Genomic DNA, 23,052 nt, shown 5'->3' on the forward strand with positions numbered 1-23,052 from the left:
CGTTTATGGAATTGAATAAACATAGGAACTTACTTATGAAATTTGCTAAGACTTCAATTTTGTTTACGATTGGAACGTTCTTTTGGGCGTGCTCGTCAGAAAATGTTTCTGGTGGCAATGAAGCCCTTGATGGAATGATTAACGGCGTCTCTCAGAAGGGACCTTTCTTGGAAGGTTCTTCGGTTACGATGCAAGAACTTGACGAAAACTCGCTTGCGCAAACAGGCAAAAGCTTTAAAGGAAAAGTGGTAAATGATAGGGGCGATTTTTCTATCGAAAATGTGGCCTTGGATCATCCGTATGTTTTGCTTGAAGTGAACGGGTATTACCGCAATGAGGTTACCGGTAAAAAGTCAAACGGTTCCATATTCATGAAGGCTCTCGCTGATGTCAGTAAACAGCCGAAAGTGAATATAAACTTGCTTACACATCTTGAATATGAACGAGTTCAGACTTTGATGGAACAAAATAATATGTCCATCGAAGAGGCTAAGCGACAAGCGGATCGTGAAATTTTTGCAGCTTTTTATGCCGATGTCGATTATGACAAGGTTGAATATCTGAACATCTTTGGAAATGGCGAAGGTGATGCGGCGCTCCTAGCAATCAACGTTCTTTTACTTGGTGAAGAATCGGATGCTAGTTTCATGGAGCGTTTTGCCTTGATGGGCCAAGATTTTGCAGCGGATGGCGTTTGGAATGATTCCTTGCTCAAGATGAAGATTGCAGATTTCGCGTGCAAAGCGAACCGTTCGGGAAAGCTTGCGGAAATTCGTAAAAATATCGAATCGTGGAAAATTGCCGATGTTCCGGCATTTGAGACTTACGTGAATCGCTTTTGGACAAATCAGTATGGTCTCGGCAAATGCGATGCTTCGAATCTTGGAATGAGGAAATTATTTATTGATGACAGTAGAAGTTCAGTTTTTCGTGATTCTGCGTTTAAATGTACTGAAAATGGATGGTTCCCTGATTCGAGTGGCGTTTCTTTTTCTACTTCGATTACAGAGGAGTGTTCTCTTGAAAATGAAGGTAAGGTCAAATCTGTATGGGTGAAAAATCCCAAGTATGGATACGTGAACTATTATAGATGTGAAGGTGGGTTATGGGTTAGTGGGAGTATAAGCCTTACTTGCGATACCGCTGGTGTGCAGGTGGGGGACCTTTGTCGAAGAACTGGAGTTGTGGGCTCATATGCTGCTGGGATGGGCATTAAATCAGGTGTGGGGTTTTATGTTTATGCGGGTAACGGAACATGGGAAGATTATGATCCTAGAACAGAGATTACCAAGGAGTGTACCGAGAGTTATGAAGGAAATTTCGCTTGGCTTATTTTTGATGTGATTCCTGGTAGAAAGGATACGATATGGTATGAGGATAGACCTTATAACATTTTTGATGAGACTCCTGGCAGAACGGATACAGTATCGTATGAATGTCATAATGGTGAATGGACTATCAGAAAAATTACCGGCTATAATTTGAGTAACATAACTCCTAGTTGTTTATCGGAAAATCTGGTTGAAGGTGATACGTGTTCGTTCAACGATGAGTATCAGCAACGTGATTATCGATACAAAGATGGCAAATGGGTGGAAAGAAATGGCTTCAAAGATAACTGTGCTACGGAAGGAGCTGTAGAAGGTGATACCTGTTCGTTTGAATGGCACGGAGAACGGGAAGCTTATATATATATAGATGGTAAGTGGTGTCCAAGTAAAGCCGATCCGAAATTGGGTTATTGTCCTGTTTTGTCTAGCTTTCTTTTTGATTTACCGCGTTTATATAGTGAATTGGATGGCAGCTATTACTATTGCCAAGAAGGAGATTGGATCTTGTTAAACCTTGTGCCGCGACAATATACGGATTCCCGAAAAGAAGGCTTGACGGATGAAGAATTCGATGTTCTCGACCTGCCTAAAGATGCTAAGGTGGGCGATCGAGTTGGTGGCTTGTTGGAAGATTGCTGGAGTGATGTTGAATTTTATGTGAGTGATCCTAATGGGGAAGGACGTGATGAAATATACGATTACTGTATGCCTCGCCATTACTACCTTTATCGTGAAAATGGATCTTGGACTTTGGAGACTCCTGAAGAATTAGCAGCTTATAAGCGTATTCCCTATTATGATGATAGAATCTGCTCGCCGGAATTGTTGGGTACAAGGGTTTTATCTTATGGGAAGAGATTTGATGATCCTGATGAGATTTACGAGTGCGTTTATGATACCTTAAAAATTTATCCCTATCCAGAATCGAATTACGAATCTTTGAAATATCGTTATTGGCGTGTTGGTTTAGTTTTTGAACGTTCTGTTAAAAAGAATTAATTGTTTTCTTATAAAAAGGTGTTTTAAGATGATGTGCTGTAAAAAATTTATTGTATCTAGATTGATTCTTCTTGTTGGAACGTTCTTTTGGGCGTGCTCGTCAGAAAATGTTTCTGTCGGCAACGATGCTCTTGACGTAACAATTAACGGCGTCTCTCAGAAGGGACCTTTCTTGGAAGGTTCTTCGGTTACGATGCAAGAACTTGACGAAAACTCGCTTGCGCAAACAGGCAAAAGCTTTAAAGGAAAAGTGGTAAATGATAGGGGCGATTTTTCTATCGAAAATGTGGCCTTGGATCATCCGTATGTTTTGCTTGAAGTGAACGGGTATTACCGTAATGAGGTTACCGGCAAAAAGTCAAACGGTTCAATATTCATGAAGGCTCTCGCTGATGTCAGTAAACAGCCGAAAGTGAATATAAACTTGCTTACGCATCTTGAATATGAACGAGTTCAGACTTTGATGGAACAAAATAATGTGTCCATTGAAGAGGCGAAACAACAAGCGGATAGTGAAATTTTTGCAGCTTTTTATGCCGATGTCGATTATGACAAGGTTGAATATCTGAACATATTTGGAAATAGCGAAGGCGATGCGGCGCTCCTAGCAATCAACGTTCTTTTACTTGGTGAAGAATCGGATGCTAGTTTTATGGAGCGTTTTGCCTTGATGGGCCAGGATTTTGCTGCAGATGGCGTTTGGAATGATTCCTTGCTTAAGATGAAAATTGCAGATTTTGCTTGCAAAGCGAATCGTTCGGGAAAGCTTGCGGAAATTCGTAAAAATATCGAATCGTGGAAAATTGCCGATGTTCCGGCATTTGAGACTTACGTGAATCGCTTTTGGACAAATCAGTATGGTCTCGGCAAATGCGATGCTTCGAATCTTGGAATGCGAAAATTATTGATTGATGACAGTAGAAGTTCAGTTTTTCGTGATTCTGCGTTTAAATGTACTGAAAACGGATGGGCTCCTTATTCAAGTAATGAAGTCTATTCTAAATCAGTTGATGTGGAATGTACTGCGAAAAATGAAGGTGAGGTCAACGTTGTATGGGAAGGAAACGCAAAATATGGAGGCTATACTTATAGTAGGTGTGAAAAAGGCTTGTGGGTTCGTGGCGATATTCGCCTTACCTGTGATACCGCGGGTGTGCAGGTGGGTGACTTGTGCCACAAAACTGGAACGATGAATATATTCCGGGCATCCATGCCAAATTCCGGACCACCTGAATATGTGTTTGTATATGCTGGCGATGGCGTTTGGATGGAAGTTCAAGACTATTTCGAAATGACCAAGAAATGTACGGCGGAGAATGAGGGTGATAAAGAAAAATTCGTTGTTGGCAAAGGGGCTGATGTAATTACATCATATTATGCCTGTTCCAATGGCGAGTGGACTAAAATCTATGAGAAAGATTATCATTGCACTACGGAAAAAACGGTTGTTGGAGATACATGCTCTTTTGAATCGGAAAATGGCATGCAGTATTATTTGTTTATGCATTCAGATCTGCAAGATATAGATCTCTGGGAGGAATCAAAAGTAGATCCCGAATTGGGCTACTGCACGATGCATTATTATAGTCCCTTTCATGAGGATTGGATTTACCGTAAGAAAGGTGATAAATATTATTTGTGCATGTATGGTGAATGGCTGCAAAAGAGTCTTATACCTCGCCAATATACGGACTCTCGAAAAGAGGGCCTGACGGATGAGGAATTTGATATGCTTGACTTGCCCAAGGATGCTAAGGTGGGCGACCGTGTTGGAGGACTTCTTGAAAGCTGTTGGTATAATGATGAATTATCTATAGGTGGCAATTATGTAAAATACAGTTATTGCATGCCTCGAAATTATTACCGCTATCGTGGAAATGGTTTCTGGACTGCTGAAACGGGAGTTGATCTGCACAATGATCCGCGGCCTAGTCTAGCTGTGCCTTGTACTGCGGAAAGAGAAGGTGTTTTGACGGTGTTCCCTCCTGCGCCGCATGATCCTGGTGAAGTTTATAGATGTACATCTGGTGAATATGTTCTCGAGGAATATATTTTTGGCCGGACTGAATAATACGTTTATGATAAGTTGCAATATGTAAGAAAATACTTTTTTTCTTACATATAAAATTGAATGTGTTTTTACACATGTAATTGAGTATTTTGTCGTAAAATATTTTTTGACGTTGCACTGGAGATGTGTTTATGTTCAATAGGAATCATGTTTGTGCGATTGCGGCAATGGCTACAATCTCGATGATGTCTTTCACTGCCTGCAGTGACGAAAATCCAGATATCACCAATGTTCCGGAAGAATCCGAACTTTCGGGCAGCTCCACGCCTTCGGTTGAGCCGGAGTCGTCTTCTTCGAGTGAACGGGAGCTGTCTAGCAGCTCTGTGCATTCGATTGTTCCGAAATCGTCGTCAAGTGAAACAGAACAGTCTAGTAGCTCTGCGCCCTCAATCGAATCTTCGTCGTCATCGGAAAAATCTTCATCCTCGTCAGAGAAATCTCCCGATAGTGATTTGATTGAAACCGATGTAAAATGCAACGCTATTAAGCCGAATCCTGTTGATGGTGATGAATGCTCGTATAAAAACGATGGCGGTTATTTAAGTGAATTTGTGTATGTTGATGGTCGTTGGAGGAAATTAAGCGATGTTTCAACATCTGATCGGTGTTCTACAAATGCTATTAATAGTAAACTGTATAAAAAATTGGGTGAGGATTATTATTACTGTGCTTGGGGTGAATGGTTCCCTGCCGTTATGGTTCCTCAACAATTTACGGATCCCCGAAAAGAGGGCTTGAGTGATGAAGAATATGATGTTTTGGATTTGCCCAAAAATGCCTCGGTAGGTGACCGTGCTGAAGGATTGTTGGAAAATTGCCATAATGGTGTTACCTTAATGCTTCATAATGGAATGTATGGCTATGGTACTGCAAAAACCTCAGCTTACTGTGTGGCCGAAAATCATTATCGATATCGTTCGAATGGTACCTGGACTTTGGAGACGGATGAAGATTTACAAAATGATAGCAGGTTCCAAGAAATTGAGTGTACTGAAGGAAATCTTGGCGCTGAATATGAACTAGGAGATGGTAAAATTTATAGGTGCGAGAATGTGCGAACTACCGATTTTTGCAATAAAAACACATGCAAGTATAGTTGGAAACCAGGTGCTGTCGAGGTTGATGCTCATTATAAAAGGTCAATTTTGATAGGCCCTACGGAAGCTTGCAATGAATCGAATGATGGGGAAGAAGTTACTATTGATGCTGGTCCTATAGTTGGCGGATATTTTCCTTGTCACAAACGTCTGCTTGACTATCAATGCAAATATGATTCCGAAAACTCGTCGGGTAAATGGGAAGTAGTGGGTGAAAATAGCGTTAGCTTTTACGACTAAAAAAAAGGAGCCATGAAAATGTTTAATAAAATTTCTTTTTCTGCGATTGCAGCGATGGCTGCGTTCTCGATGGTTTCGCTCACAGCCTGTGGTGACGAAAATTCAGATATTACCGGAGCTTCGGGAGAATCTGCTCTTTCAAGTAGCTCTGCTCCTTTGATTGAACTGTCGTCGTCATCGGGTGAATCTGGTGATAGTGTACAAGTTTATATTGAAGGCATTGCCTATTCATTCCCGGCCTGTAATGCGGAACGCGAAGGAACGGTCGAAAAACTGTTTGTTGGGAATCCGAAGTATGGCTCTGATCAATACTTTAAATGCGAACAAGGTTCCTGGAATGCAAAAAGTGCAATCGATATTGAGTGTAATCAAACCGATGCGAAAATTGGCGATATATGCTCAATTGACTATGTCGGATATCTCTCATTGGGTGGCCCAATTCGTTTGAGTTGCTATGTCTATACCGAAAAGGGGTGGACATATAAGGGATATGACGACTGGTATGATCCTGCATACGCAGGTACTTGTGAAGAAGTCCTGAATGCGCCTAAGATTGAAACGGAATGTATTGATGGTGAAAGTACTGAAAGAAAGGTCGATGATAAGGTATATCATTATGCCTGTTCTTCGGGTGAATGGCAAATACATGATGTTGAACGCTCTGAAAATAATTTGAAGTGTGATTATGAGACCAAAGGTGCCAAAACGCGTTTTTTGGTGGAACAATCAGGTGAAGTGCTGAAGGATGTTTGCAGTGAACCGATTCCTGTTATTGGCGATGAAGTTTATGCGGAAGATTGCAATGTTGAGAATGATGGTCGTGTTTTATCGCTGTGGAGCGGAAATTCCAAGTATGGGCATATGTCGTATTATAAGTGTCAAAAAGACTTTTGGGTTGAAGGCGATATTAGCCTCACTTGTGATACTGCTGGCGTGGCTGTGGGTGACACTTGTGTTAAGCAGAATTCGATAAACATATTCCAGGCCGGCATGAATCCTACGGGTGAGATTGTGTCTTTTGTGTATCAGGGCGATGGTGTCTGGACTAAGATTGAAACGGAAGAAATGGCAAGAATTGATAAGTGAAAATTAAAAGTGCAGACTTGTAATTTTAGCTCTGGATGGGTGAATCCTTTCCAGGGCTTCTTTGTTTTATAGAAACTAGTTTTTGTTTTATATTTTGAAACTTTTTTTATTTGAATTTTAAAATTGCTTAAATTTGTTCAAAAACGCCATTTTTGTTTTTAAAATAATGTTGCGTTGTTTGATGTAGATTTTTATTTTATAATGAGTAGGGACATGTATGAATTTTTTTCTTACAAAAAAGTTCGAATGTGTCTTTTGTACATGTAATTGAGTATTTTATTATAAAATAATTTTTGACATTACACTGGAGATGTGTTTATGTTCAATAGGAATCATGTTTGTGCGATTGCAGCTGTGGCTGCATTTTCAATGTTATCGCTTACTGCCTGCAGTGACGAGAACTCAGATATCACTAACGTCCCGGATGAATCCGAACTTTCGAGCAGCTCAACGCCTTCGGTAGAGTCGGAGTCGTCTTCGAGTGGATTGGAACTTTCAAGCAGCTCCGCACCTTCGATAGAATCTTCGTCGTCATCAGAAGAATCGTCTTCTTCGGAGAAATCCCCCGATAGAGAACTGACCGAAGCAGATGTAAAATGCAGTGTTACTAAGCCTTATCCTGTTGATGGTGATGAATGCTCGTATAAAACCGATGACGGTGATTTAAGGAATGTTGTATATGCTGGTAATCGTTGGAGAGAATTTAACGCTGATTCAACAATTAATCTGTGTTCTGAAAGCTATAATTCTCATAAACTGTATAAAAAATCGGGTGCGGATTATTATTACTGTGTATGGGGTAAATGGCTGCCTGCCGTTATGGTTCCTCAGCAGTATATGGACTCTCGAAAAGAGGGCTTGAGTGATGAGGAATATGATGTTTTGGATTTGCCCCAAAACGCCTCGATGGGTGACCGTGCCGAAGGAACGCTGGAACGTTGCGTTAATGGAGTCACTTTGGTCTATGACACTTTGTTGAACTGGGTGACCAAAACTTCAGCTTACTGTGTGGCTGAAAATCATTATCGATATCGCTCGAATGGTACTTGGACTTTGGAGACGGATGAAGATTTGCAAAATGATAGCAGGTTCCAAGAAATTGAGTGTACTGAAGGAAATCTTGGCACTGTGTATGAACGAGATGGATTGACTTATAAGTGCGTTAATGTGCAGAAAGCTGTTTCTTGGAGTAAATACACAATCGCATATGATTGGAGACCTGGTGCTATCGTGATTGATGCTAGTTTTAAAAGGTCGACCTTGGCAAGCCCTACGGAAGTTTGCAATGAATTGAATGATGGGGAAAAGGTAGTTGTTGATGCGGGTATAGAGGTTTCTTATCTTGGAGAATCTGTAACACCTGCCTGGCCGGTGCCTCTTGGAAGAAAACGAGAGCTTGATTACCAATGCAAATATGATTCTGAAAAAAACTTGGGTAAATGGGAATTAGTGGGTGATCGACGCATTGAATGATAAGACTAAAGAAGGGGCGTGAATATGCTTAATAAAATTTCTTTTTCTGCGATTGCAGCGATGGCTGTAATCTCAATGATATCGCTCACTGCCTGTAGTGACGAGAATGTTACTTCGCCTTCGGGTGAATCTGGTTTGTCATCGGGTGAATCTGGTGATAGTGTACAAGTTTATATTGAAGGCGTTGCCTATTCATTCCCGGCTTGTAATGCGGAGCGCGAAGGGACGGTCGAAAAACTGTTTGTTGGGAATCCGAAGTATGGCTCTGATCAATACTTTAAATGCGAACAAGGTTCCTGGAATATGAAGAGTGCGATTGATATTGAATGCAATCAAGCCAATGCGAAAATTGGCGATGTTTGCCCGGTTGAATATCTCGGATATGTCTCTATGGGAGGCCCAATTCGTTTGAGCTGCTATGTCTATACTGAAAATGGTTGGACAAAAAAAGGTGCTGACGATTTTTATGACGAAAATCAAAAAAGTTCTTGTGAAGAAGTCTTGAATGCGCCAGACCTCGAAAAGGAATGTACTGATGGTGAAAGTGCTGAACGGACGGTCGATGACAAGGTATACCATTATACCTGTTCTTCGGGTGAATGGCAAATACATGATATTGAACGCCCTGTAATTGCAGACACCGCGGAAGTGAGTGCATGTCCTGCCGAAAGCGAGGGAATGTACGAGACGGTATTAGATACGATTGCCGTGTATGACGATGGGAAGGTAATGGAATGGACTTCCTATTATCACTGCGAATCGGGAAAGTGGGTAAAGTCTGATTGCCGAGACCCGCTCGACGCGTGTACTGCGGACAATGAAGGCGAAATGAAGAATGTCGTATGCTCGCAGCAACCGGGTAATCCTAAGGCTCCAAGGACAGAATGGGACTTTGTATGCAAGAATAAGAAATGGGAAAAATTGTCTGCTGAGGAATCTAAGGTGGCACAGATTAATGCGCGTTGCACCAAGGACGATACGAAAATAGGAGATATTTGCAGTATCGTTTCTGGCGGAAATGTGGCTTTCGGAATAATGCCGAATGTTCTAAATTGCTATGTCTATACCGAAGAGGGGTGGGTCTTGAAGGCTAACGGCCGCGTTAACTCGACTTGCGAGGAACTTGTGAACGCTCCTGCGGATTCTGCTGTGGCGATGTCTTCTGTTGCATCGTCGTCTTCGTCGATGGTTGAATCCTCGTCGTCGAGTTCTGAAAAAAAAATTAAATGTTACGAGACTGATGGTAAGATTGGTGATGTTTGTGCTGATGCCTACCCTTCTTATGTCTCACAAGGAGCGCGTTGGATAAATGTTGGTCCGATTATTATTGATTGCTATATCTATACTGAAAAAGGTTGGAATAAAATGGGCGGAACTCTGAAGGATTGGTGGGAAAAAATGGGTTATTCGAGAGATTCGCTCGAGGGTGATCTGCTCGAGGGATATCTGCACATTTGTAAGGAGTATGCTGCTGTTTATGAAAAATGCGCAATAGAGGAGCCAATCACTGGTGATACATGTTCGTATGAAGTTGATGGGGAAGTGTACTATTACTTTTTTATGTATGATGTGTGGTCAAAGAATGATGTGTGGTCAAAGAATGATGCGTGGTCAAAGAATGATGCGTGGTTAAAGAATGGTGATGATGAATTTTAATCGTATTTCCGCCGTTGCGGCGACGGCTTTTGCTGTGACTTTGCCGTTTTCGCTGTTGGCTTGTAGCGAGTCGAACCCTACAAATTTTGACGAACCTGTTGCGTATTCTGAACCTGCGCTGGAAACTTCGTCGTCTGTTACGGATTCTTCGGAATTGCCTGCAACTCCATGTACCGCCGAAAATGAAGGCCAAGTTGAAACGAAATATTATCAAGAAGGAACATCGATGATGGATACTCGTGGGTATCATGAGTATTTTCGGTGCGAACAAGGAACTTGGATTAGACGAGGCGAATGGGTGAAATGCGGTACTGACGGAGTACAGGTGGGCGATTTATGTGATTTAACATCACATGATGGTGTTAGTATTAGGTCTCCGTATAGTTATTCTACTTTGTATGAGTATGTAGGTGGTGGTATTTGGAATAAATTTAAACCCTGCGATGGCGATAGCTTTGGTGAGTGTAATTCGGTGAAAAAAATTGATGTGGTGACGGAAAATGGCCGAGTGACAAAGTATTATAAATTTGAAACAGAGTCTTGGAGTGAAATTAGTGATTTCGATTACAACTGCGCTACGAGTAGTACTGTTCACAGTGAAGATACTTGCGTATTTGAACGAGATGGTGAAATTCAAGCTTATATATTGAATTGGGAAAATTATCTATCTGGTCCGCACGAATGGGAGAAGATTGATTATGATCCTGAACTTGGTTATTGCTCGCGTTTTGATTATCAAAAATATGGGGTGCGGGATGAAAAACTTTATTATTGCGGAGATGACAAATGGGTTGAAACAGACTTGATTCCTCGTCAGTATACAGACGCACGAAAAGAGGGTTTGTCTGATGATGAGTTTGACGTCTTGGATTTGCCCAAGGAAGCTTCTGTCGGAGATATTGCAGGAGGCTTATTGGAAGTTTGTTATTCCAAGGATGTTCGAGTTTGTGTGCCTCAACGTTATTACCGATATGATGAAAATGGATCATGGAATTTGTATGTTTCTTATCGACTTGTTGAAGATGGTGGATGGAAGTTGTATGCTTATTATCGGCATGATGAAAGTGGGTTATGGTTGCTGAACGCATCCGATGATGAAAATAGTCCGTGTACACCAGAAAACGAAGGTGCGGAAATAGTTGTTTTGCCTAAGGTGTATATATATCCAACGCGTAATCTCCCATGCTGGGGTCTCTGTATGGATTCACGGTCACGGTTTGAACGTGGCGCTATTTATCAGTGTACTTCTGGCAAGAAGGTGTTTAAGGATTATGCCTTTGAACGGACAGAATAAAAAAGTTTAGAAAAAAGGAGTTGGTGATGATGAACTTTAGAAGTGTTGCTGTCAATACGGCAACGGCTTTTGCCGTGACTTTGCCGTTTTCGCTGTTGGCTTGTAGCGAGTCGAACCCTACAAATTTTGACGAACCTGTTGCGTATTCTGAACCTGCGCTGGAATTGTCTTCAGGATCGGAATGTCAGGGAATAAGTATTCCTGAAGGTTTTTTATGTCTGCAAGAGAATTGTAATGCTGAAAATGAGGGACAAGTTATAGCTGCAGAACATGGTAATTCAAAGTATGGATATCAGGTGCTTTATGCTCGGTGCAAACAGGGCTCTTGGACAAATGTCGAACCGTGGGCTGCTTGTGATACTGCTGGGGTAGCTGTTGGTGACACTTGTTCAGAAGCGACTTTCAAGGGTGGATTCCAATTTGGTGGTAGTACCCATGCTTATTACATCTATGCGGGCGATGGAGTCTGGAAAGAAATAGAACTTGTCCCTGTTGATTCTAGCGAATCAATAAACCTGAAATTAGGAAAATGTTTCTCTGAAAATGAAGGAAAGGTCGAGGTGATTACGGAATATAAAGCGGGTCATGCCACTGCATCCGACAGATACGGTAGTCCGGCGTATTATCGATGCGAAAGTGGTTCGTGGGTAAAAGGTGATATTACACTTACTTGCGATACCGCTAATGTACAAGTCGGTGACGCTTGTATAAAAACTGTGTCTCGTCCTCCGAATCCTATGGGCATTACTGCTATCTATACTTATGCTGGCGATGGAAATTGGACTCCTGATGAATGTAATAGTGCTGGTGGTGAATATGCTAAAAAATTGACGGTTGGTGCCGATAGAAAAACGGAGTATTTCCAATGTACAAGTTGGTACGGATGGCGAGAAATAGATGATGTCCAATACGCTTGTTTTGCGGAATTTGTTGATAAAGACACCTGTGTGATTGAAGCTGGCGACGAAAAAAGTTATTATAAAAAAGAACCTGAGCCGATTACATATACCTCATTTTGGAAGAAAATCGATGGTGAAAATACGTCATCTGCGACTGAATTGCCCTCGATAGAGTGTAATTTGCAGAATGAGGGCTTGTATGAAACTGTAATCGACACGGTTACCGTGTATCCTGATGGAAAGGTTTGGGATCGGGATGTGTATTATCATTGCGAATCGGGCGAATGGGTGGAAACGGAGTGCCGCGACCCGCTGGAAGCGTGCGCTGGCAATAACGAAGGAGAATATCAGGATGTTGTTTGTAGCAGCAATCCTGGGAATCCCAAGGCGTCAAAAACAACATGGACCTTTAAGTGCGCGAATAATAAATGGGAAAAACTTTCTGACGAGGAAAAGAGACAGCTTGAATTTGAAAGGGAGATGGTAAAAGCTGACGCTACTTGCAACGAGCAGTATCAGCCGGAACCTAAGTTGGGCGATGTCTGTGGCATTACTAAACAAGGCGGGAATGTCTCGTTCGGAATAGTGATTTACACATTGGTTTGTTATGTCTATACCGAAGAAGGCTGGGTCGCTAAGGGGTCGGCTGTTATGTCTGAAAATACCAGTTGCGAAGACATTCTTAATCCTCCCGCCGAATAAAAAATTGTATATTATGAAAGTGAGATGATTGCCATAGGGGAGCATGTTATGAACAATTTTCGTCAAAATTTCTTTTCGAATACGGCAATAGCTTTGTCCGCATTTTTGTCGTTTACGCTGCTGGCTTGTAACGAATCGAATCCTGTAAGTTTCGATGTGCCGGTTGCATATTCTGAGCCTGCGCCAGGGGCTTCGAGTGCGCTAGAATCTTCGTCATCTGTTGTGGCGATGTCTTCTCCTGCGCCGGAGTCTTCTAGTATTGCGTCGTCTTCTTCTGAAAAAAATTCGGTTTCGTCTATAGAAGACATGTACAGTCGCTGTAACACAACGCTCGGCATAATTACCGATGATTGCTTTTCTTCTAAGTGCGATGCTGAGAACGAGGGAAAGGTAGAAACGAAATGGATCGGGAATGCAAAGTATGGAGGCAATTCCTACTTTAGGTGCGAAAAGGGCTCTTGGGTTGAAGGCGATATTCGCCTTACTTGCGATACCGCAGGTGTGCAAGTGGGGGACATATGTACAAAAGGTCCTAAACTTGGAATCTTTGCAGCAATGAACTCCATACCTGGATCAAATACTCTGAGATTTATCTATAAGGGTGATGGAGTCTGGAAAGAGTTTGACCCTGAAAAGAACATGGTTGCTGATATTGAAAAGTTGGGCAAGCAATGCACTGCAGAAACAAAGGGCGATAAAGGGATTCTTGAGTACGGTCATGGTGAAAATAGTGTAGTTGTATTTTATAGATGTGATGGAGTTGCATGGAGGTCTATCAATCCGGATGCATATTATTGTACCAATGCAAATAGTGTTGAAGGTGATACTTGTGCGTTCGAACTGTATGGAAACGTTTTACATTATGTTTTCATAAAGGGCGTATGGAGGTATATGTCGGAACAGGAGGTTCAATGTGGATTGAAGAATCATGTTGTAGGCGATACTTGTTCTTTTGAATCTGATGGTGAAATGAATCACTATATCTATAAGGGCTATGATAGTTATTACACTCCTATATGGGTGGAATGTAATTTAGATCCTGTGCTGGGGTGTTGCCCGATTAATTATAATTTCGATTTGCATCGGGAATCTGATGGGAAAAAATACTATTGCAAAGAAGGTGAATGGTTAGAAGAATTGGAAGACGCTGATACGACTCCCGCCGAATAATCCTCTCTTTTTCGACTGACTCTTTGGGATTGCATGCCGCAATCCCTTTTTCTTTGGTGCTCGCCTTACGCAAAAGTTCTATATTTTAGCCCGAAAAAAATTAAAGGACAATTACAATGGCAAAGTATAATCCGCAAGAAATCGAAACCAAGTGGCAAGCCTACTGGGAAGAACATCAGACGTTTAAGACTGGCGAAGACAAGTCCAAGCCGAAGTATTACTGCTTGGATATGTTCCCGTACCCGAGTGGTGCTGGCCTCCATGTGGGCCATCCGGAAGGTTACACTGCAACGGATATCATTTGCCGCTACAAGCGTAGCCGCGGTTTCAATGTGCTCCACCCGATGGGTTGGGACGCTTTCGGTCTCCCTGCTGAACAGTACGCCATCCAGACTGGTACGCACCCGGCCATTACGACCAAGAAAAACTGCGACAATTTCCGCCGCCAGATCAAGCGCCTCGGTCTCTCTTACGACTGGAACAAGGAAGTCAACACTACCGATCCGAAGTATTACAAGTGGACGCAGTGGATTTTCAAGCGCCTTTATGGCACCTGGTTCGATGAAGACCAGCAGAAGGGCCGCCCGATTGAAGAACTCCCGATCCCGGCCGATGTAGAAGCCAAGGGTGCAGCCGAAGTCCGCAAGTACAAGGATTCTAAGCGCCTCGCTTACTACGCCGACGCTCAGGTGTGGTGGTGCAAGCACTGCAAGATTGTCTGCGCTAACGAAGAAGTTTTGAACGACGGCTCTCACGAAAAGTGCGGCACCAAGGAAGTGGAACGCCGTAACCTCAAGCAGTGGCTCATGCGCATCCCGCTGTATGGCGACCGCCTCTTGAAGGGCCTCGACAAGCTCGACTGGCCGCAGGGCGTGAAGGACATGCAGAAGAACTGGATTGGCAAGAGCTACGGTGCCGAAGTTGATTTTGCTATCGCCGATGCTGAAGGCAAGCCGACCGAAAAGAAGCTCCGCGTCTACACGACCCGTTGCGATACGCTGTTTGGTGCGACCTACATGGTTGTTGCTCCGGAACACGCTATGGTGCCGGAACTCACGACTGCCGAACAGAAGGCCGCCGTGGAAGAATACGTGCACGCCGCCGCTCTTAAGAGCGACCTCGACCGCACCGAACTTGCCAAGGAAAAGACCGGTGTGTTCACTGGTTCTTACGCTGTGAACCCGCTCACTGGCACGAAGATTCCGGTGTGGGTTGCTGACTACGTTTTGACGGGCTATGGCACCGGCGCTATCATGGCTGTGCCTGCTCACGATACTCGCGACTTTGACTTTGCAAAGAAGTTCAACCTCCCGGTTATCTGCATTATGGAACCGGACGCTAGCTGCCCCGAAGATGTTCGCCCGAAGGTTCTCGCTGGCGAAGCTTGCTGGGCTGCCGATGGCACCTACATCAACAGCGAAAATGCAACGCTCTGCCTCAACGGTCTCAACAAGAAGCAGGGTATCGCCAAGGTGATCGAATGGCTCGAAGCCAACAAGATCGGTAAGGCAACCGTGAACTACAAGCTCCGCGACTGGCTCTTCAGCCGTCAGCGCTACTGGGGCGAACCGTTCCCGATTATCCACTGGGAAGATGGCGAAATCTCTACCGTCGATGATTCCGAACTGCCGGTGCTGTTGCCGGAACTCAAGGACTACAAGCCGGGTGACGGCGGTCAGTCTCCGCTCGCGAACGCCACCGAATGGCTCCAGGTCGTCGATAAGAACGGCCGCAAGGGTATCCGCGAAACGAACACCATGCCGCAGTGGGCTGGTTCTTGCTGGTATTACCTCCGCTACATCGACGCTTGCAACGGCGACGCATTTGTGGCAAAGGAACTTGAAAAGTACTGGATGCCGGTCGACCTCTATGTGGGTGGTGCCGAACACGCCGTGCTTCACTTGCTCTACAGCCGTTTCTGGCACAAGGTCTTGTTCGATCTCGGCCTCGTCTCTACCGACGAACCGTTCCAGAAGCTCTTCAACCAGGGCATGATTCTTGCCTTCGCATACGAAGATGCTGCTGGCTCCAAGGTCCCGACTGACGAAGTCGAAGAAAAGAACGGCAAGTACTTCAAGAAGGGTACGGACATCGAGCTCAAGCAGATTGTGGCTAAGATGAGTAAGTCCCTCAAGAACGTCGTGAACCCCGATGACGTTGTTCGCGACTACGGTGCCGATAGCCTTCGCTTGTACGAAATGTTCATGGGCCCGCTGGACGCTGTGAAGCCGTGGCAGACCAAGGGCATCGAAGGCATGAACCGCTTCCTCGGCCGCGCCTGGCGCTCCGTGGTGGGTGACGACGATGCTGCTCCGGTTTATGTTGACGAAACCGCTCCGGAAGCAATCGAAAAGGTGATGCACCAGACCGTTATCAAGGTCACAAGCGACATCGAAAACATGAGCTTCAACACCGCCATTAGCCAGTTGATGATCTTCAACAACGAAATGATGAAGATGGACAAGCGCTACCGCGAGCCGTGCGAAACCTTTGTGAAGTTGCTGCACCCGTTTGCCCCGCACATCGCCGAAGAAATGTGGAGCATCCTCGGTCACAACGAATCGCTCACGAACGTCGCCTGGCCGGAAGCCGACCATTCCAAGGCCGTGGAAAACACCGTGGAAGTCGTGTTCCAGGTGAACGGCAAGGTCCGCGCCAAGGCATCTGTTGCCAAGGACTTGGACAAGGCCGAACTTGAGAAACTCGCTCTTGACAACGAACGCGTGAAGGAATTTACCAAGGGAATGACTGTCGTCAAGTCGATTGTTGTGCCGGGTAAGTTGGTCAATATCGTTGTCAAGCCGGCATAATATTGAGCCTGCCCCGGACTTGTTCCGGGGTGGTTCCGGGCAAGCTCGTGAACATCGTGGTTAAATAAGACTAGTGTGTCATCCTGAGCGGAGGCGCGCCGCGCCGAAGTCGAAGGATCCTGTGATTTATAAGAAGACCGTAGCTTAACTGCTGCGGTCTTTTTTATTTCTTGAACAAAATGTATTTTTTCACTATAATAAATGTTTTATTATGGAAGTTGATTATGCTTAACGATATGAAAAAAATGTATTGCGAAGAATCGGATAAATTTCTCTATCATTATACGAAAATAGATGTTCTTCAACATATTTTTAACGATCCGAATGGAGTAAAAGTAAATTTACGGTTTACTGATTATCATTTTCTTAATGATGCCGATGAAGGAATTTGGTTCTATAATTTCTTAAAGAATCATAAAAAAGATGTTGTAAATATTTTCGAAAAGGAAAATGAACGGGAATATTGCGAATTTGCTATTGACAATTTTTTGGGGTATGAGAGTTATTTCTATCGCCTTAATGAACATTATGGTAAACATTATTCATTTTCATTGTCTGAGATGAAGGATTCTATGCAGTTTTGGCGACAGGATTATGCGAACGAAAATGGTGTCGCCCTTCGTTTTAATACAGAGTTGTATAAAGATAAGAACAATGATCTTCCATATCCTGTTCCTGAACTAGAATGTGTTCATTATCTTGGAAATGATACCATGAAACAAATCTTTTCAGAATTTATAAAAATAGTTACAGATGAAGCTGATTTGATAAAATATAAAGAAGAAATTGATAAAGACGGCGAACCTATTGTTGATATGCAAGGGGCTTCTGTCCTAAATAGGGCTCCGTTTTGGGTGATAAAAAATAGCGTATGGAAATCGGAACGGGAATGGCGTTTGACGAAGTCTGTGGGGGCTCTAAATCGATCTGTTTATAATCAAGAACATGAAAAAAGTGATTTTGAACAAAAGTTTGAAGTGGACGAAAAATGTATTCCGCGATACAGGATGGACATTCGAAATCCATTTGATGAAATTATATTAGGACCATCTTTTTCTGATTATTATATTGATTCTGTGAAGGTTTGGCTTGAATTACATAATTATAAGGATGTTGATATTTCTAAGAGCTTGGGACATGAGCGTCGGAAAATTTGATTATGTGTTGAATAAGCTCTCTTTCTTAATGTACTGCTTTTTTGTGATGTGACTTATCGCTTTTAGGTTGTGAAAAATTCCGTTGAAGTCGTGTCCCTAGAGAACGGCGAAATTGTTGTGTGGTCCATCGTGGTCCCGGTCAAACTTGTGAATATTGTGGCGAAGTAAGTTGTTGGGAAAGGGACGCTTAGAAATTAGATGCTTGTGTACGGACTAGGAATTCCGAACAAAAAAATGGTGTATTTTAATGAATGGTTGAATTTAATTCAATTGAAAGATGTATATTAGCGTAAATTCATAATAGAATTGGTTTATAAAATATTGGAGAAATGATGAATTCTTTAAATGAGATCGCGATCTGTTTGGAAAATATAAGCTTTTTTGAATGGATTGTTTCTTTTATGACAAGGGGTATTATGCTTGGTCTCTTTTTAGTGATTCCTGTACTTATTGTATTGGTTCAAATGATTCGTTTTTTGATATCTGATTCCGCTGTGAAAGATGAAAACAAGAATTTGCCAAAAGGAAAAACTATAAATATCAAAAATATGGGGAAAGCAGACTTGTCGAATAAAGACTTCTCCAATTTGATGTGCAATTCGGCAAGTGTTGTTTTGGATGAGAGAAACCGTCGAACGGAACTAATGAAGTCGTATGTAATTGTTCCTTTGGAAATGTACTTCTATGTTCTTTTTATGTTAGGTGCAATTTATGTTATGGGAAAGTTTTTTGAAGCTTATCAAGATAATCCCATATTAGGTGTGAAAAAATTAGTGGACTGCCTTCATAAGGATTGGATTGCTGCAGTTTTTCTTTTTGGACTATTTATGCATAGAGTTGTCATAAAGAAGATTGATGATATTATAGAAATTCAAGGTATTAAATTTAAAAATAAAAAAAAGTGAGGCTTGAATGAATGGAACTGTAGCTGCAAATACCGTACTAATTATAAGAAATTTTTGGGGTAATGGTACTATTGTAGAAGTTAATCTCAATGCGCCAAACTTGCGTGCTTTTTGGATTAACAATCATGATGAAGCTGACGATGAAATTTCAACAGATTGTGAAATTAATCAAGGCGAATCCATTCATGTGATTGCTAATAATCGTCGAAATGTTATATTGTATAACAATAGTGCAGAAGCGCATGATTATGATATTTCTTTTTATGTTGCTGGGTTGCCATTGGGGGCAATGTCTGCAACATCTGGTTTTTAAAAATGGATAAAGCTAAACTCATAAAGACAATAAATCAAAAGGGCTTTCGGAATAGCCTTATTTCTATCTATTATAATATTGGCAGAGCTTTGCCGTTTCGTGCACAGCGATTTCCTGATGGACGCGTGTCCGATTGGTATCGGTCGCAGTTTGTAGAAGTTCACGATGTAAAACCTGGTGGTAAGGGCGGAAAATATGGACATGCTTATGGTTTTTATTTCAGAAATGGAGAACGTGCGGACGCAGTGGAAAATAATCCCGAGCAAAGCTGGTGCAAAATGAGTGATGCTGAGCCGAAAGGAATCCCGTGTGCGGCCTGTGGATCATGGGTGCTTTTGGATATTTTGGGGAAGGCTACGGCAGAGCCGGCAAAAATTTATGGTGTAAAAGATGTGTTGGATGTTGGCAAGCATAAGGGAGAAACCTTATCTGAGGTTATTTGCTATGATTGGGGATGGGTAAAATGGGCTAAAGCAAATGCGGAACACATCTTTTTTGATGAGGATGAAGTGATTGAAGAAAGGAATAAGAGTATCAAACATCTTCATTTAGATGATGTATTAACTTATGGAAAATATAAAGGGCAAAGTATTAGAAATATTGCTCATATCGATATTGATTATCTTAGGTGGCTGGCTATGAATGACGAGAATTTTATCTTTGATTTTAAGGAATTGTTATAATATCTTTCAAAGAGTGTGTCATCCTGAGCGAAGGCGCGCCGCGCCGAAGTCGAAGGATCCAGTGATTTACAAAAGACCGTAGCTTAATCGCTGCGGTCTTTTTTATGGAGAGAAATGCGTTTCCTTAGCTTGGTTTGCGTCTAACCCTTATGAATGCCATTTTTTGCGAAAAAATGTACTTTTCGTAATCTTTTTTGAACATTTCGCTTGTTTTGTGTTATTTTAAAGGGTGATTTTTTTGCTCGTGCCTTCTAAGTGAAGTAAAAGATGGAGAAAACGATGAATTTCGATGAAAAATTGGCTAATTCTGCGGCGAATAGAGCTTTGTATGATCGTGTTTCTCGTTATGGGAGTGCCGCTGCACTCGATTTAGCGGCATACGATGGCAAAGGAGGATATGTCGAGCAATGCAAGCGTAGTCTAAAGAGTATCTCTGAGAGTAAGTTTGAAAAAAATGTGGACGAAACGCTTCGCGAGAAAATTATAAAACAGCAAGCAGGTTTTTCGGCAGAAGTTATCGAAACGACAAAGATCAACAAACAGCGGATTATCAACGGCGAGAAGGTCCGCAATTTTCGCATGGATGATCTTGGCAAAACTAATGACCAGTTGGTTGATACCGTTGATGCGGTGCAAATGTCCGATGGCTCATGGAAAGAAGTCGCAGGTACCGGCGTCCAGATGAAATTTATTGGTAAAAACGGCGGTGAAACATTTGATAAACTATGTAGTGCAAAGCATGAAAAGTATTACGCGAGTGGAACTCCTGTCAAAATTCCCAAAGACTTTTACGCAGAATTTAAAGAAAGGGCAGATTCGAAAATCAATGGCTTGAAACAAGAAATTAAGACGCTGAACGCGCAAAAGGCAAGTCCGGATTTAATCGCCTTGAAAAAAGCCCAGCTTAAAAAATACGAGACCATCCGCCACAACACTTATGCTAGCGAAACTACAAACGAAGATGCCCTATTAGCCCGGACTAATCCAAAACGATATACTGCAAAATCCATGCTCGGGACTGCTCATGAGGCGGGTAAGGGAGCCGCGATGTCTGGTGTACTTATCGGCGGCGGCATGGCTATCGTCGGCAATCTGGATGCTGTGCTCAAAGGTAAACCCATTGACGAAGCTCTCAAAGAAGTTGCCGCCAAGTCCGCAACATCGGCTGTTCGCTCATACGCTGTAGCAAGCGGGGCAACGCTTATCGAAGGCGGTGTTCAGCATTACAAAAGTGAACTTCCCAAGCTGTTAAAAAATGCCAAGGCCCCCACAGAAATAGCAGGTTTCGTAGTCGATGCCGCTTCGGCTTTTTATAACTACTACAACGGAAGTATCTCCGGCGTGGATTGTATGAAGCAACTTGCTACTAGTGCTACGCTTGCTTTAGCAAACTTGACTCCCGTTGGTCAAGCTGTATTTATTGCGCGAACCGTCTATACATTGTCAACTATCAGCGTTACAGTCATCAAAGACGCGTTAAAGGCTCCCAAAATCGCAAGAGAACGCCGTATTCAAATCGAGCTAGAATGTCGAGAGCAAATCCAAGCAATGAAGGCGTTCCGAGAAGAATTTGAACATAACACGCTAGCGTGGGTTGACGAAAAAACAAATGTTTTCAAGACGGCTCTCGATGCTATGGACAATGCACTGCAAGTGAATGATGTCGATGCATTTATTTGCGGAGCGAACCAAATCACCCATGCAATGGGAGGCCAAACGCAATTCAGCAACTGTAAAGAATTTAACCGTTTGATGGAATCAGACGAACCCTTTATTCTCTAACGAACTCAATAAGGAGTAAAATATGCCTATACCATTAATTGTTGGCGGCATCGTCGCAGGGCTTGTCGGAGTCAAAAAAGCTTACGATGCTCATGAAACGAGCAAATGTGCCGAAAGTATAGATAGCCGTGCTCATTACGAACGTGAATGCGCAAAAGAGGATGCAGAAAGACGTCGCGTAGAATGTCAAAAGTCTTTGGAAAAGTTGGGATCCACTAAATTCGATATTTTGAATAACGGAATAGCTCAATTCGTCCGAGCCTTCAAAAAAGTCAAAAATATCGACGAACGCAATAGTGTAGGGCTTGACGAACTTTCCAAATTGCTTTCTAAAGAAGAACTTGTCGAAATGCAAACGATGGGATCTCTGGCAGAAAGTGTCGCTAATGGTGCCGTTGGTGGCGTTGCCACAGGCGCTCTTGTCGCGCTTGGCGCTTATGGGGTGACATCCACCTTTGGCGTCACTGCTACAACAGGGGCTCTGATTAGTAACTTGTCTGGAGCTGCAGCTACCAAAGCGACTCTCGCGTCCCTTGGTGGTGGAGCTTTGTCTGTAGGTGGCCTTGGAGTTGTTGGCGGCAAGATGGTTCTTGGAAGCGTCGCTTTAGGGCCGGCTCTTGCCGTTATGGGTTTTGTCATGAACGCCAAGGCTGAAGAAAAATTGGAAAATGCGCGAGCCAACCGTGCAAAGTCCGAACAATATGTAGAACAGTGCAGAACCCTCTGTTCCACATACTTGTGCATCAAAATGAGAAGCGATACCATTTCGGGTATTCTCAATAAATTGAGGAGTCGCCTGATGTCCGCTAATAGGACTATTGAACGCATTATTGCACGCTACGAAGATAGTACCGGTACAGCAGATTTCCGTAGTTTTAGTGACGACGAAAAAAAGTCGCTGGCCGCCGCGGCAGCTTTGGCAAAATCTGTCAAGAGTATTTTGGATACACCCGTCTTGACTCAGGATGGAAAACTGACTCCTCAGTCTGAAATCATTGCCGAAGCTGATTACGACGATGATGACATGGACTAATGCCGTCAGAACACTTTAAATGCGATTGCTGTGGCCTATGCTGCCGTTCCCTGAAAAAAGTTCCCGCCCTAGCGGACTTTGACAGGGGCGACGGTGTTTGTGTTAATCTTGGCGACGACAATTTGTGCAAGGTGTACAATAGTCGTCCCGAAATTTGCAATGTTGAATTAATGTACGAACGCTTCTTTTCGAGCTACTGCTCAAAGGAGGAGTTCTATAAGATTAATGAAGAACAATGCAAGAAAATAAAAGAAGATTTTTTCTGAAAAGTCAGAAAGATGAATGGAATGTATTCGTTCTTTTTTTAATATACACTCTCCAACTGTCATAATCTGTCAATCGGAACTGTTG

Annotated in this window: 16 protein-coding genes; all 16 read left to right on the forward strand. The window is 42.9% G+C overall.

What is annotated here, in order from left to right; genetic code table 11:
- The first annotated feature begins 35 nt into the window (after nt 1–35).
- The 16 genes from CRN95_RS10805 to CRN95_RS10890 all read left to right on the forward strand — a co-directional run bounded on the left by CRN95_RS10805 (nt 36) and on the right by CRN95_RS10890 (nt 22,701).
- A complete protein-coding gene (locus tag CRN95_RS10805; RefSeq protein ID WP_097020877.1) occupies nt 36–2,330 on the forward strand; it encodes a hypothetical protein in 2,295 nt (764 codons plus the stop codon).
- 28 nt (nt 2,331–2,358) lie between these two features.
- Nucleotides 2,359–4,401, forward strand: coding sequence for a hypothetical protein (locus CRN95_RS10810; RefSeq protein WP_097020878.1), 2,043 nt, complete (start codon nt 2,359–2,361; stop codon nt 4,399–4,401).
- Between the two features lie 131 nt (nt 4,402–4,532).
- Nucleotides 4,533–5,738, forward strand: coding sequence for a hypothetical protein (locus tag CRN95_RS14690; RefSeq protein WP_145993988.1), 1,206 nt, complete (start codon nt 4,533–4,535; stop codon nt 5,736–5,738).
- Between the two features lie 12 nt (nt 5,739–5,750).
- Complete coding sequence (locus tag CRN95_RS10825; protein WP_145993989.1) at nt 5,751–6,824, forward strand: hypothetical protein; 1,074 nt, start codon at nt 5,751–5,753, stop codon at nt 6,822–6,824.
- A 318-nt stretch (nt 6,825–7,142) separates the two neighbouring features.
- Nucleotides 7,143–8,297, forward strand: a complete 1,155-nt coding sequence (locus CRN95_RS14590; protein ID WP_103143263.1) for a hypothetical protein — start codon at nt 7,143–7,145, stop codon at nt 8,295–8,297.
- 24 nt (nt 8,298–8,321) lie between these two features.
- Nucleotides 8,322–9,953 (forward strand): hypothetical protein, encoded by a 1,632-nt coding sequence (locus CRN95_RS10835; RefSeq protein ID WP_097020883.1) that lies wholly within the window; start codon nt 8,322–8,324, stop codon nt 9,951–9,953.
- Nucleotides 9,940–11,247 (forward strand): hypothetical protein, encoded by a 1,308-nt coding sequence (locus CRN95_RS10840; protein ID WP_097020884.1) that lies wholly within the window; start codon nt 9,940–9,942, stop codon nt 11,245–11,247. The genes CRN95_RS10835 and CRN95_RS10840 overlap by 14 nt, the downstream gene beginning before the upstream one ends.
- 26 nt (nt 11,248–11,273) lie before the next feature.
- Complete coding sequence (locus CRN95_RS10845; protein ID WP_097020885.1) at nt 11,274–12,848, forward strand: hypothetical protein; 1,575 nt, start codon at nt 11,274–11,276, stop codon at nt 12,846–12,848.
- Between the two features lie 48 nt (nt 12,849–12,896).
- The gene (locus CRN95_RS10855; protein WP_145993990.1) at nt 12,897–14,018 is read left to right on the forward strand and encodes a hypothetical protein; all 1,122 of its coding nucleotides are present in this window, start codon (nt 12,897–12,899) and stop codon (nt 14,016–14,018) included.
- Nucleotides 14,019–14,134: 116 nt separating this feature from the next.
- On the forward strand, nt 14,135–16,828 hold the full coding sequence (gene leuS / locus CRN95_RS10860; RefSeq protein WP_097020888.1) for a leucine--tRNA ligase: 2,694 nt from the start codon (nt 14,135–14,137) through the stop codon (nt 16,826–16,828).
- A 224-nt stretch (nt 16,829–17,052) separates the two neighbouring features.
- Nucleotides 17,053–17,985, forward strand: a complete 933-nt coding sequence (locus CRN95_RS10865) for a DUF2971 domain-containing protein (protein ID WP_159462305.1) — start codon at nt 17,053–17,055, stop codon at nt 17,983–17,985.
- A gap of 329 nt (nt 17,986–18,314) precedes the next feature.
- On the forward strand, nt 18,315–18,890 hold the full coding sequence (locus CRN95_RS10870) for a hypothetical protein (RefSeq protein ID WP_145993991.1): 576 nt from the start codon (nt 18,315–18,317) through the stop codon (nt 18,888–18,890).
- Between the two features lie 7 nt (nt 18,891–18,897).
- Entirely contained in the window at nt 18,898–19,203 is a 306-nt protein-coding gene (locus CRN95_RS10875; RefSeq protein ID WP_097020891.1) for a hypothetical protein, read from the forward strand.
- Between the two features lie 2 nt (nt 19,204–19,205).
- Nucleotides 19,206–19,886: a hypothetical protein gene (locus CRN95_RS10880; RefSeq protein WP_097020892.1), complete on the forward strand. Its 681-nt coding sequence runs from the start codon at nt 19,206–19,208 to the stop codon at nt 19,884–19,886.
- Nucleotides 19,887–20,165: 279 nt separating this feature from the next.
- On the forward strand, nt 20,166–21,668 hold the full coding sequence (locus tag CRN95_RS10885; RefSeq protein ID WP_097020893.1) for a hypothetical protein: 1,503 nt from the start codon (nt 20,166–20,168) through the stop codon (nt 21,666–21,668).
- A gap of 22 nt (nt 21,669–21,690) precedes the next feature.
- Nucleotides 21,691–22,701, forward strand: a complete 1,011-nt coding sequence (locus tag CRN95_RS10890) for a hypothetical protein (RefSeq protein WP_097020894.1) — start codon at nt 21,691–21,693, stop codon at nt 22,699–22,701.
- Nucleotides 22,702–23,052: the final 351 nt, after the last annotated feature.

Source organism: Fibrobacter sp. UWB16, assembly GCF_900215325.1.
Classification (GTDB): domain Bacteria; phylum Fibrobacterota; class Fibrobacteria; order Fibrobacterales; family Fibrobacteraceae; genus Fibrobacter.

Excerpts from the sequence above, each read along its gene's own strand:
- CRN95_RS10805 (WP_097020877.1), top strand. The coding sequence starts at position 36 with ATGAAATTTGCTAAGACTTCAATTTTGTTTACGATTGGAACGTTCTTT.
- CRN95_RS10810 (WP_097020878.1), top strand. The coding sequence starts at position 2,359 with ATGATGTGCTGTAAAAAATTTATTGTATCTAGATTGATTCTTCTTGTT.
- CRN95_RS14690 (WP_145993988.1), top strand. The coding sequence starts at position 4,533 with ATGTTCAATAGGAATCATGTTTGTGCGATTGCGGCAATGGCTACAATC.
- CRN95_RS10825 (WP_145993989.1), top strand. The coding sequence starts at position 5,751 with ATGAAAATGTTTAATAAAATTTCTTTTTCTGCGATTGCAGCGATGGCT.
- CRN95_RS14590 (WP_103143263.1), top strand. The coding sequence starts at position 7,143 with ATGTTCAATAGGAATCATGTTTGTGCGATTGCAGCTGTGGCTGCATTT.
- CRN95_RS10835 (WP_097020883.1), top strand. The coding sequence starts at position 8,322 with ATGCTTAATAAAATTTCTTTTTCTGCGATTGCAGCGATGGCTGTAATC.
- CRN95_RS10840 (WP_097020884.1), top strand. The coding sequence starts at position 9,940 with ATGATGAATTTTAATCGTATTTCCGCCGTTGCGGCGACGGCTTTTGCT.
- CRN95_RS10845 (WP_097020885.1), top strand. The coding sequence starts at position 11,274 with ATGATGAACTTTAGAAGTGTTGCTGTCAATACGGCAACGGCTTTTGCC.
- CRN95_RS10855 (WP_145993990.1), top strand. The coding sequence starts at position 12,897 with ATGAACAATTTTCGTCAAAATTTCTTTTCGAATACGGCAATAGCTTTG.
- leuS (WP_097020888.1), top strand. The coding sequence starts at position 14,135 with ATGGCAAAGTATAATCCGCAAGAAATCGAAACCAAGTGGCAAGCCTAC.
- CRN95_RS10865 (WP_159462305.1), top strand. The coding sequence starts at position 17,053 with ATGCTTAACGATATGAAAAAAATGTATTGCGAAGAATCGGATAAATTT.
- CRN95_RS10870 (WP_145993991.1), top strand. The coding sequence starts at position 18,315 with ATGATGAATTCTTTAAATGAGATCGCGATCTGTTTGGAAAATATAAGC.
- CRN95_RS10875 (WP_097020891.1), top strand. The coding sequence starts at position 18,898 with ATGAATGGAACTGTAGCTGCAAATACCGTACTAATTATAAGAAATTTT.
- CRN95_RS10880 (WP_097020892.1), top strand. The coding sequence starts at position 19,206 with ATGGATAAAGCTAAACTCATAAAGACAATAAATCAAAAGGGCTTTCGG.
- CRN95_RS10885 (WP_097020893.1), top strand. The coding sequence starts at position 20,166 with ATGAATTTCGATGAAAAATTGGCTAATTCTGCGGCGAATAGAGCTTTG.
- CRN95_RS10890 (WP_097020894.1), top strand. The coding sequence starts at position 21,691 with ATGCCTATACCATTAATTGTTGGCGGCATCGTCGCAGGGCTTGTCGGA.